Consider the following 12821-nt stretch of genomic DNA (forward strand, 5'->3'; position numbering starts at 1 on the left):
AGAGTAGGGATTTGAAATAAAAGGGCGTACGGATTACGCCATAATCAGTACCTGGTTTTCTGCACCGTATTTAATTTCATTCATAAATATTTCCATGCCCTCCGCAAGTGGTATCATAGATATACCGCGGCGTTCATATTCTTTTTCCAGTGCAGGCGTTACCATACCGGTACCTTTCCAGGGGCCCCAGTTAATAACAGTAACCTTCCCTTTCAACTTCCGCTGTAAGGCCCGTGCATACTTATCCATTACACTGTTGGCGGCTGCATAGTCTGTCTGGCCTTTGTTACCGTATACCGATGCCACGCTGGAAAACAATACCACAAACTGTATATCCGGCCGCAGCTGTTCTGCCAGCACCCTTACCGGGGTAACCTTGGTAGCAAACACCCGCTCAAACGATTCGGTGGTTTTATGGTTAAACAGCTTATCCTCCAGTAGTCCGGCACCGTGCACCACACCATCCAGGCGGCCATAGCGGGTATATATCTGCTGTATAAAACTGCTTAACTCCGGCTCACTGCGTATATCCAGCGCCTGGTATTCTACTGTTGCACCGTTTTGCTCCAGGGCTGTTTTGGTATTATGTACCTGCTGATATTTATAAATTTCCTGCACCCGCTTTTCAATAGCAGCGGGTGATTGGCTATAACCTGTTTTCAGCAACCAGGCCTTAATAGCATCTTTGTCAGCAAACGCCGGCAACAACGCATCAGCACTATCTCCCGTATAAGCCGAGCGGCCTACAAGTATAAAATGGCAGGGATACTCTTTTGAAAACCGTATCATCAATTCTGCAGTAATACCCTGTGCTCCGCCCAGCACCAGCACTACCGATTCTTTGCAGAGCGCAATGGCAGAATCTTCTTCTTCTTCTATATCACTGGCAAAAACCGGCTCATAGGTTTTACGCACAGTACCCTCATAAATTACTTCAGCAGGTGCATCTGTATTCATCAATTCATCCAGTGTTAGTGCTGCTACCTGCTCATCTTCCAGGGGCGAGGTAAAAGTGATATGCCGGCATTTGGTATGCTCCCATTCTTTATCCAGGCTTTTTAAAAAGCCGGTATAACCCTGAATATTACGCAGCACCGTAATATCGGCCAATGCATTTACAGGCGCACCCGTATCAGACACGGCATATACCCATTGCATTACCTGTGGATCTACTTTTTTCAGCATAGCAAAAGCATCCAGTATACCGGGCTTCTGTAGGGCCGATAAGGTGTCCAGTATAATCAAACCATGATATCCTTCCAGCGATGCATGGCTTTTGGTTATAATATCCGCTGTGGCACCGTGTGCTTTTAGCTGCTGTTGTAAACAAAGGGCTATCTGCCCACCATCATCTGTAATAGCCAGTTTCTTGCCTTGTAATGTAGCAGGGTTGGCAGGGGCAAACATTGCCGGCAGCAACTCAAACCGGTAGCGCGCCAGCTTTACTGCCGGCCGTGGTTTATGCACCTTCTGAACATTCACTTCTGCCAGGGCATTGCCCCGCGCAGCAACTTCTGTTTCAGGTAATCCGGTAGCTACAGGTTGCGGCATACCAGCCAGCTCCATTTGTCCGCCCGTATGTTCTGTAATCCAGGCCAGCAAAGCCTTCAGTGTTTTTATGGCAGCAAGCTGCTCCATTACCACATCTTCATCTGCTGTACCCTGACTAAAACCACCCAACTTGTTTTTTAACTCACCAATTATCTCCATACGCTTAATGGAGTCTATACTTAAATCCGCTTCCAGATCCATCTCCATACCCAACATCTCTTTCGGATAACCGGTTTTGTCACTTACAGTCTGCAATAACAAAACCGTCAACTCCTGTATATTACGTACAGCGGCCACTGCTGTCCCCACAACAGTGGCTGGTTGCTGTACAGTATTATCACTATTCTTTCCGGAATGTTCTTCTATCCAGCTTACCAGGGTACTGATGGTCTTTAACCCCGCCAGCTGCTCCTGCACCGCATCCTCACTTTCCTTTCCTGCATTAAAGCCACCCAGCTGCATACGCAACTCCCCTATAATCTCCATACGTTTTATAGAGTCAATACTTAAATCCGCTTCCAGATCCATCTCCATTCCCAGCATCTCTTTTGGGTATCCGGTTTTATCACTCACCACCTGCATCAGCAGCGCTCTTATATCTTTCTGCACCGCTGCCACAATAGTTGCTGTAACCGGTGTGGTTTGTGCAGCAGGTACCGGAGCCTTGTTTACAGGTTGCTGTGTCAATGGCTGCTGCGCGGGCTGTACAAGTGCGGCAGCAGGCTGCCCCAGATAGCCCAGTAAAACATCGCGTTGTGCCAGCACCAGATCACGTACATTTTGCAGGTAATGCTGAATCAATGCTTCTGCGTTTGTATGAGGGGCAGGGGCTGAGGCAGCAGATGTATCCGGCGCTTTATATAATGTTAACGGAGTAATTACCGGCATAGCACCGTGTGGCGGCAAATTGCCTTTATAAGGTCTTGCCATTTGCCCGTTCACCAGCCATACAGTATCTTTTCTTTTATACTGGTTGTGGTCTTCTATATTTAATAACTGTGGGTTTCTGCCCTCAAACAATTTTTCCCAGGCAATCTCCCTTCCGCTGGTAATGTACTTAGCCAGCATAGTTAACAGTTGTGTACCACCATAAACTTCCTTGTCTTCTGTATGCAGCAGCAGCTGTTCTGCATCACCATTAATGGCTCTTGTTAAGCCGGTAAGCACCTTACCCGGCCCCACTTCTATAAACACCCTGGCACCTGCCTGGTACATCTGTTGTATCTCTTCTGAAAAACGTACCGGTTTTACCAGATGCTCCGCCAGCCGCGCTTTAATAGCTACGGGGTCAGCTGGATACAAGGCTGCGGTAGTATTAGACCATACCGGCACAACAGGTGAAGCAAAAGCCACCTCTGCAATAGCAGCACTGTATAGTTGCGGCGCCTGTGCCAGCAACGGACTATGAAAGGCGCAGGCAACTTCCAATGGACGGCAGGATATTTTAGCGCCATGCAACTGCTCCTGCAATTGCTGCATTACCGGTGTTTTACCAGCCAGCACCCACTGTTTGGGTGAGTTATGGTTTACAGGATACACTTCCGGCATTCCGGCCAGCAACTCACTCAGTTCTGTTACCGGGCAACTCACAGCCACCATAGTGCCCTTATCTTCTCCGGTGGAATTAATAATAGCATCGGCCCGCTGCACACTTAAGGGCACCAGCTGCTCCGGTGCAAACACACCCGCAAAACAAAGTGCCGGTAACTCACCATAACTATGGCCCGCTACCATATCCGGCTGTATACCTAACTGCTGCAGTAAAGTAGCAATGGCAAGGTCGGTAATACCCAGCAGCGGCTGTGCCATGCGGGTATCTTTTATCAGTTCCTGTTGTGCTTTCAGCAGGGTGCCGTCAAACACCGCATCCGGAAACAGTATCTTCTGATACTCCGGATAAACGGCAAGCAACTGCCGCATAACCGGAAATAATACAAACAGGTCGCGCGCCATATTTATACGCTGGCTACCCTGCCCCGCAAACAGAAAAGCCACCTGGCCTTCCAGCTTACGGGTAAGGTATATGCCCTGCGTTTCAATGCCCGATGCTGCCAGGTTCATTTTCAGCAGCAGATCTTCTGTGCTTTCTGCCACAATAGCAATCTGCACCGGCAGCTGATTGTACAGCCGCCAGCTGCTATAGGCTATATCTTTTAAATGCAGTGTTTCATTATTCTCCAGCATGGTTGTTACCACACCCAGCCGCTCTCTGGCAGCCTCATAGGTATCGCCTCTGAACACTACCAGCTCGCAGGGCCAGGTAGCAGCTACCGGCTCCGCAGGTACCGCTGCACCGGGTGCGTTGGTAATTACCGCATGAAAGTTGGTACCTCCAAAGCCAAACGCGCTAATGCCTGCTATGCGCCTGGCATCCGTCCATATAGCAGATTGGGTATGAAAAGCAAACGGGCTGGTAGCACGGTTATAAAAGCCGTTGGGTGTTTGCAGGTGAATGGTGGGCGGTTTAACACCATAATATACCGCCAATGCGGCCTTTATCAAACCTGCCATGCCCGCAGCACATTTGGTATGCCCTATCTGTGTTTTTACAGAACCCAGATGGGTTTGCGCAGGCAGCGCACCCGCCTGTATAAACAGGTCTGTTAAAGCACTCAGTTCAGTTTTATCACCTACTACCGTACCGGTACCGTGCGCTTCTATCAGGCCCACTTCTGCCGGCGAAATACCAGCCTGCTCATAAGCCCGTTGCAACGCCTGCAGCTGACCCGACTTGCGGGGGGCAGTTAAGCCCAGGCTTTTACCATCACTGGCGCCACCCACCCCTTTTATTACTGCATAAATTTTATCATTATCGCGCAGGGCCGCATCATAGCGCTTCAGCACAACCAACGCAATACCCTCGCCCAGGGCAATGCCATCTGCACCTGCATCAAAGGTGCTGCAACGCCCCTTGCGCGAAAGTGCATGCGTACTGGAAAACATCAGATAATCGTTAATACCGTTGTGCAAATCGGCACCTCCGGCTATTACCATATCCGACTTTTCAAGCAGCAGCTCCTGGCACGCAAGATCAATGGCTGCAAGCGAAGAGGCACAGGCGGCATCTACCGTATAGTTTCTGCCCCCCAGGTTTAACCGGTTAGTAATACGGCCCGATATTACATTGGCCAGTATACCCGGAAAAGAATCTTCTGTCAAACGCGGCAAAGCTTCATCCAGCTCTGCCGGCATCTCCCCGAATATTTGTGTAAACAAAGAGCGGAAGCCATAGTTATTGGCCAGGTCATTTCCACCCTCTGCCCCTATAATAACAGATATATTTTCGCGCCCTTCTGTACTATCTCCATACCCTGCATCATCCAGTGCCTGTTTCGCTACCAGCAGGCTCAACAGCTGTGTGGGGTCAATGGCAGCCAGCGATTGCGGTGGTATACCAAAAGCTACCGGGTCAAAATCAATATCAGGTATAAACCCGCCCCATTTACTATGTGCTTTACTGCCATCCACCACATCGGGGTTATAATACAATTCTTTATTCCATCGTTCATCCGGCACTTCAGTAACACTGTCTTTACCGGTAAGAATGTTACGCCAGAATTCATCTATGTTTCTGGCACCCGGGTAAATACAGGCCATGCCTATAATGGCGGCATCCAATGTTTTCCCCTGCCTTACCGGAATATCGTATACAGCCGCCCGTTTCAAATGAGTTGTATAATCGCCTGCCACTTCTCTATGCAAATCAGTAAGTGATGTTATGTTATTACGTAAGGCAGCCACCTGCCCTATCATATACATACCGTTTTCCAGCTGTGCGGGTTCTGCTATATTCACCAGTTCATTACCCCGGCGTTCAATTCCTTTGGCGGCAATGCGCAGCCTGCCTGCATTCAGTTGCTCCAGCTGCTCCCATATCTGTTTTTTATCCAGCCCCTGCTGTAGCAAACGCTCTTTTTCATGTGCAAAGAAATCTGTAAAGGGCGATGCCAGGCAACGGGTTTCATGCCCCGGTGCTGTTTCCAGTAAAAGCGTATTTTGTTGCAGCAGCGATTGCTGCTGAAACTGCGGCAATATGGCGCCGGTAGCTACCGCTTCTCTGGTATACAAATAAGCGGTGCCCATTAATACACCCACCCTGGCACCACGTGCCACCAGCGGGGCGGTCATTACTGCTATAAAGGCCGCGGAAAAAGCATCATGTATACCCCCTGCAAAAAACACGTTCAGTTCATGCGCATTCTCTTCCTGCAACAGCCGGCACACCTGCTTTTCCCAAAGCACCAGACTACTCAATGGCCCTACATGGCCACCGCACTCTCTTCCTTCAAACACAAACCGTTTACTCCCTTCTTTCAGATACATATCCAGCAGCGCCGCTGACGGCACATGCAAAAAAGTTTTGATGCCCAGTTTTTCCAGCGGCTTCGCCTGCGAGGGGCGGCCGCCTGCAATCAGCACTACCGGTGGCCGGCTTTCTTTAATGTATTCCAGTTGTTCATCCCGCAGCTCCGGCGGCGCAAAGCCCAGTATGCCTACACCCCAGGTATGGGTGCCGGCCATGGCTTTTGTTTCTTCCAGTAACTGCCGGGCTTTTTCACCTTTCATCAGCGATAAAGCAACAAAAGGCAACGCTCCCGCATCTGCTACAGCAGCAGCAAAAGCAGGTACATCACTCACGCGGGTCATAGGCCCCTGTGCAATAGGATAGGTTATCTCCAACTCATGGCACAGGGTATTTCCTGCACTCAGGGTCTCCAGCAACTTCGCCTGCTTTATGTGCCCGTGTATTGCCTCATGCATAGCAAAAACAAGCCTGTCTAACTGCCGGAACTGATTAACAAAGTCTGCTGCAAAAGCAACATCCTGTCCAAGGGGAAGGAAACCCGAATCAAACGCCGTGGAATCGAGATATGGCAGCAATTGTTGCCTGGTTGCCTTGTCTGACAACGGGGGTGAATCAGGCCGCACCAGTATCCTGAAACCGTCTACTACTCTGGTTTCGTTACCAGCCAGTTTTCCGCAGGCTTGTTTTATTTCTTTAGCAGCGCTGCATGCACCAAACAACAGCAGCTGACTATCCAGCACCAGGCCCTTTGCGCCCAGTGCTGCCAGTGCAGCACCTGTGTGTATGCCCACGCCGCCCTGCACCCATATTTCCTTATCGGGTATATGTTGAATAATCTGTTGAAACAGTATAAAAGAAGCCGTTTCACCCACGCGCCCGGCCGCTTCATTGCCTTTTACCACCAGCCCATCGGCGCCCTGTTGCACTGCTTCCAACGCCTCCTGTAAACTACCTACCTGATAATATATCTGCAGGCCCGTTTTATGTACAGCTGTACTGCCTTCATAAGGCAGTATTACCAGCGATACCTTCTCCGGCAAGGATAAATCACATAACTCCTGCCCGGCAAAGCATACACCAAAAGCACCGGTGCATTGCTGCGCCATGGCCTGCAGCGCTTCTTCAGCCTGCTGTTTGTTTCTCCCTGCATGTAAAACGGGAAATGCTTTTGCTTGTTCAAGGGCCAGCGCCAGACGTACGTCAGGCTTCTCCAATGGTGTAATGCCAACGACTTTAACAGTGTTCATGGGGTGTTTGGTTAAAGAATGAAATAAGCTTTGGTTTAGCAAGCAGCCGCAAGTATTACAAAAAAATATCTATTAATATTTTCCGTAAAAGAATAAACTTTCTTTCACTCCATGCTGTTCATTTTATTCATTCACCCCATCTCCGTGAACAAAAAAGGCCCGGCAGCAGAAGCTGTCGGGCCATACTTATGGATTATTGATATATTAATGCTTCAAAATCATAGGCTTCTTATCTCAGAAATGCCTCATTAAAACGGCCTGTTATTACCGGTATTACTAAATTGCTAAGCGCCAGTAAAAAGGCAACAGCCAGTACCAGAGCACCCGTTATTAATAATAAATGGCCAAACGGTAATGCATAATATTGCAAATAAAGCCCTGCAAGTAATATCAGTAACGCCATTAACCCCAGCGCTGGCGGTAACAATGTATCTCTGTAGTCTGCCCGGGTACAGGTATAGGCACGCCGGGGAAATCCGGTTAACGATTCACGGGCTTTCATTGCAGCTATTGCCCGTGTAAATGCAGCGTCAAAGTCCGTCCCGCTGTTCCGGTAAAGTAGTACCAGTCCTTTTACGTGTTCTGTCATTTCCAGTATCAATCCCTCATCCACTATCCCCCGCCTGTTTAAATAGCTGGTAATACGCCTCATCTGGTGCGTGGTCAGTTGCTGGTTCATACTGCTTTTTTAGGTGTCCGGTGCTATAAAGACTAACGCTTACACGCAGGGTTTAATATGTAACTGCATAAGAGCTATATATTAATTGTAGTCTGCACCCCTATAAAAGCAAATCTCCTGCCGTGTTCTGCAGAAAACTGCATTTTATACCACCTTAGGAAAGGGAGTTTTGAGAAGATTGTGTTTTGGTGCGTTTTTCCAGTATCAGTACCAGGCCAATACCCAGTGTATAGGCAAGCATATCTTCCCAGGAAAAACTGGTTCCTATTATTATACTGGCCAGGCGGTTATACTCCAGGCCCAACCATTTTACAATCTTCAGGTATTGTAATGTTTCTACCAGGTACGAAAACAGCAACACCCCCACAGCGGCACGCCGTACGGAGGTGTTTACAAAACTTTTTACCAGGCAGTATAATAGTATCACCACTAAAAAGTCGCCAATAAAAGGGCGTACAAAACGGTCGCGTACATATACGCCTATAAATACCTCTACTGCAAACAGGGCCAGCGCCCACAAAAAATACTTCTTATGGAATTGAAACATGACCTCTTTCCTTGCAGTATTGTTTAAATGCCACTACTTCATCGTGTGTGCCGGTGAACGGACCAGATACCGCAATATTCAGGCTGGCCATAGCAGCCGCAAACTCACCCGCCTCCTGTATAGAAGCACCTTTGGAGCGCTGATACAAATAACCGGCCATATAGGTATCGCCACAGCCGGTAGCATCTGTTACCGATGTGGGTGTATAAGCAGGTATAGTATAATATTGAGTGCCATCGTAAATAACCGATCCCTGGCTACCCAGGGTAATCACTACTTCTTTCACACCCCAGTTGTGCAAAATCTGAGCGCCCTCTTTCACATCTGTAACACCACCTGTAAGCACCGCCATTTCATGGTCGTTGGCTTTTAGTATAGATACATGCTTCAGCCCCTCCTGCTTTTCAGTCCAGTCTACCGGCAACACCTTCTGGTCTTCTACCTTCCGTAAATACCCTTGTGCATCCAGCGATACTTTGCCTTTTTCTGCTAGAGCAGCAATTACCGCTACCGAAAAATCATCGCCCAGCAAAGGCCCCAGGTGATAAATGGAGGCATTTACCGGTGCCAGTTGTTCTGTTGTAAAAGGATCAGCCTTCTGCAATACATTCTGGGTGCGGTGGTCCTGATTTTCTGAATAAATGTTTTCGAAATAAACCGTGTGTGTACTTGGGTAAGCTTTAATCTCAATCCCCTTCGCTCTCAGCTCCTCTACCGTACTCATCTGTGCCTGGGCCAGGGCGGTCACCAGCACATATTTTACATCCATATTGCGGATGGCATTGGAGAAATAAAAAGAGGTTCCTCCCGCCATATGTGCCACAGTCTTAGTCGTCACTACCTTATCTAACGTAATATGCCCTACACAACAAATATCGTACATGTCCAATTCTATTAAGCCCCGAAAGTACGCCATTATTCATATTTACGTGCCAGATCAAACAAAACCCTCCGATTATCATCGGTGAGTGAGGCAGTTGTATCGGAGGGCATAAAATGCAGTTTAAAAGCATGTATAGCAGCAGCACTATCCTTTACCTGATACCCTATAATACGCAATGCCTGCATGGTATTAAAATCTGCGGGCACCTGCACACCGGTGGTATCGTACCACAAACCATAGCCGTTTTGTGCCAGTTGCTGCCACGGAAAAAAGGCGCTCGGGTCTACCTTCCTGCCGGGTGCAATATCTGAATGACCAATAAAGTTGGCAGCAGGTATAGCATAGTCACGTTTCAGTCGCCCCAGCAAACGTAACAGACTGGTTATCTGTGCCTCTGTAAAAGCTTCCGTTCCGTTATTGTCTATTTCAATTCCAATACTGCTGCTGTTAATATCTGTGGTATTGCCCCAGCGCGCGGCACCCGCATGCCATGCACGCAGATAATCGTTCAGCATATGATGCACTGTACCGTCTTTACAAATTACATAGTGTGCACTTACCTGTGTTCTTTCCAGTGTAAATGTTTTCAACGTTTGTTCGCAGCTTTGCTGGGCCGTGTGGTGTATAATTACAAAGTTGGGTTTACGAAGGTTAAAGTTGGTAGTACCCACCCAGTAAGCAGGTGGCTGCACTGAATCTGCCGCCGGCTGGCTGCGAACGGTTGCTGCCAGGGTTTTGGTTTGCGCACGGTAACTGCTGTTGGTTGCGCGGAACGGATGGCTTGCACAACTGATATACAAACAAAAGGCTGGTACTATCCACCAGCCCGCTTTTGCCCAATGCCTGCTTTTGCTATACATAAATGACCGGTTATGTTTATCGTAGTAAAGATTACAAAAGTCGTTCCCTTTCAGGGCATTTACAAACTTCGGCGGCGCCCGGGTATTGCAGAATTACTTCTTTCTTGTTACGGGTTGTTATGCGTTTAACTTGCGTGTTTAAAGTTCGTACACATCTTTGTTAAAAGAAAACAGCCGCACTTATATTATTTATACAGAAAACTATGTATACATTTGCAATGCAAATCATTTATTTCAGGTGCGTCACAACTTCACATATCAAACCATGTACCGCGCGGCTACTACCATCAGGGCAGTAATCGCCAGCACCTGCATCGTCTTTATTCAAAACGGGGAGGCAGATCAATGCCTCATAAGAAGAGCTTACTAATCCTTGTATATATTTACAATTAAAGCCTCTTCTTCTGAACGAGGCTTTTTTATTTGTCTCCCCCGCAACGCTCCCGTTTTTACACTCATTATTTAACAAGCAACACACGCAGCATGGCACGCGTACTCAAAACAATTTTACTGGCATTTACACGGCATGTCCGGGTAATGTAAAGTGCTGCTGTGCCTGTTGCCACAAGCCTTTCGTTACCTGCGAAGGGCTTTTTTTATGCCTTATCATTATCATAATACTTATTGTATGAAACAGAATACCCATACCCGTAATATAGGAATCATGGCCCACGTAGATGCGGGCAAAACCACTGTTACCGAACGCATGTTATACTACACAGGCATTACCCATAAACTGGGTAGTGTTGATGAAGGGAATACGGTAATGGATAGCGATCCGCAGGAAGAAAAAAGGGGTATCACCATTTCTTCTGCGGCTATCACTACCTGGTGGACACACAACCTGCAACCATATCAGATCAATATTATTGACACGCCCGGCCACGTAGATTTTATTGCAGAGGTAGAGCGTTCCTTACGCGTGCTCGACGGTGCAGTAGCAGTATTCTGCGCACGTGCCGGTGTACAACCTCAATCAGAAACGGTGTGGCGTCAGGCCAACCGCTATGGTGTACCGCGCATTGCACTGGTTAATAAAATGGATCGCCAGGGCGCAGATTTCCGCCGCGTAGTACAGCAACTGCGTACACAGCTGCATGCCAATGCACTGCCGGTACAAATACCTATAGGAGCAGAAGACAACTTTATGGGTGTAATAGACCTGATACATATGCAGGCCTGTGTATGGCAGCAGGATGATGGTAAACAATTTTCCGTTTGCAACATTCCCGAAGCACTGGCGGCCGCTGCACAGGAAGCACGCACTCAGTTGGTAGAAGAACTTTGTCTGCTGGATGAGGCGCTGCTGAACGTATACACCGCAAACGGTGAAGTATCTGCTGCACAACTGCAACAGGTACTACGCAACGCCACCCTGCAACAACAGGTGGTACCGGTGCTGGCCGCAGCCGCCTTTAAAAACAAAGGGGTGCAGCCTTTACTGGATGCGGTAGTGCAATACCTGCCTGCCCCTGCGGATATAACCACCGTAACAGGCAATGATGTGGTTACGGGCGAAGCATGCACCATCAACAGTAATTCAGCATCGCCTTTTGCAGGTCTGGCGTTTAAAATTATTACAGATGCGCATGCAGGTAAACTTACGCTGGTACGGGTGTATGCAGGCGCGTTGCGTAGTGGCGACACCTTGTACAACGCACGCACAGGTAAAACACTGCGTGCCAGCCGGTTGCTGCGTATTATGTCTGACAGATATGAAAACGCAGACGCTATAGAAGCAGGTGATATAGGGGCTGTAGTGGGCCTGAAAGAAATACGTACGGGCGATACTTTGTGTAATCCTGGGCATCCGGTGTTGCTGGAAAACATCCACTTCCCCGAACCTATGATAGGCTACGCTATTGAAGCAGCTACTGCCAGAGAAGCGGGCCGGCTGGGTGAAGCACTGAGCAGGTTAACAGACGAAGACCCTACCATTACCGTACATACAGATGCCGCCACAGGGCAAACCATACTCAAGGGCATGGGCGAACTGCATCTGGAAGTAACACTGGAAAAGCTATCCAGCCGGTATCAGGTAACTGTGCAGAAAGGCGAACCACAGATTGCCTACAAGGAAGTGTTTACACAAACGGTTATTCACCGTGAAGTGTATAAAAAACAGAACGGCGGCGCAGGTAGTTTTGCTGATATTACGTTTGAACTGTCTCCGCGTGCGGATAAAGAAGCAGGCCTGCTCTTTATCAACGATATTAAAGGCGGCGCAGTTCCGCGCGAGTTTATTCCTTTTGTAAAAAAAGGTTTTGAAACAGCCATGCAAACAGGTGCGCTGGCAGGTTATCCGGTACAGTCTATGCAGGTACGCCTTACAGATGGCAGCATTCATACCAACGATTCACACGCGCTGGATTTTGAACAGGCCGCCATACTGGGCTTCCGTTACTGCGCTATCAAAGCAATGCCGCGCTTACTGGAGCCGGCCATGCAGGTAGAAGTTATTACGCCCGACGAATACACAGGCGCTGTAACAGGCGATCTGAACCGGAGGCGTGGACTGATACAACGTATGGATAACCTTAACCACCAGCAGGTAATACAGGCTTCTGTTCCGTTGTCAGATCTGTTTGGGTATGTTACCTCCCTGCGCACGCTCACCTCGGGCAGGGCGGGTGCTTCCGTTACTTTCAGCCATTACCAACCTGTGCCTGAAAGCATAAGCAGTAAACTACAGGCATCTGTATAAACGCCAGAGGGGCCGGCCATAAGCCAGCCCCTCTTATTATCTTT

Annotated in this window: 6 protein-coding genes; 1 reads left to right on the forward strand and 5 read right to left on the reverse strand. The window is 48.5% G+C overall.

What is annotated here, in order from left to right; translation table 11 throughout:
- Window positions 1-33 precede the first annotated feature (33 nt).
- From IEY13_RS24370 to IEY13_RS24390, 5 genes are all read right to left on the reverse strand, one after another.
- Window positions 34-7104, reverse strand: coding sequence for a type I polyketide synthase (locus IEY13_RS24370; protein ID WP_188957289.1), 7071 nt, complete (start codon window positions 7102-7104; stop codon window positions 34-36).
- A gap of 229 nt (window positions 7105-7333) precedes the next feature.
- Window positions 7334-7783 (reverse strand): hypothetical protein, encoded by a 450-nt coding sequence (locus IEY13_RS24375; RefSeq protein WP_188957291.1) that lies wholly within the window; start codon window positions 7781-7783, stop codon window positions 7334-7336.
- A gap of 154 nt (window positions 7784-7937) precedes the next feature.
- Window positions 7938-8330: a ribosomal maturation YjgA family protein gene (locus IEY13_RS24380; RefSeq protein WP_188957294.1), complete on the reverse strand. Its 393-nt coding sequence runs from the start codon at window positions 8328-8330 to the stop codon at window positions 7938-7940.
- Window positions 8314-9246 (reverse strand): PfkB family carbohydrate kinase, encoded by a 933-nt coding sequence (locus IEY13_RS24385; RefSeq protein ID WP_229688000.1) that lies wholly within the window; start codon window positions 9244-9246, stop codon window positions 8314-8316. The genes IEY13_RS24380 and IEY13_RS24385 overlap by 17 nt, the downstream gene beginning before the upstream one ends.
- Window positions 9246-10073, reverse strand: a complete 828-nt coding sequence (locus IEY13_RS24390) for an N-acetylmuramoyl-L-alanine amidase (protein ID WP_229688001.1) — start codon at window positions 10071-10073, stop codon at window positions 9246-9248. The genes IEY13_RS24385 and IEY13_RS24390 overlap by 1 nt, the downstream gene beginning before the upstream one ends.
- A 628-nt stretch (window positions 10074-10701) precedes the next feature.
- Here IEY13_RS24390 and fusA point away from each other — a divergent pair.
- Window positions 10702-12777 (forward strand): elongation factor G, encoded by a 2076-nt coding sequence (fusA, locus tag IEY13_RS24395; RefSeq protein ID WP_188957296.1) that lies wholly within the window; start codon window positions 10702-10704, stop codon window positions 12775-12777.
- The last annotated feature ends 44 nt before the right edge of the window (window positions 12778-12821 follow it).

The sequence above is a fragment of the Filimonas zeae genome, assembly GCF_014641615.1.
Taxonomy (GTDB): Bacteria; Bacteroidota; Bacteroidia; order Chitinophagales; family Chitinophagaceae; genus Filimonas; species Filimonas zeae.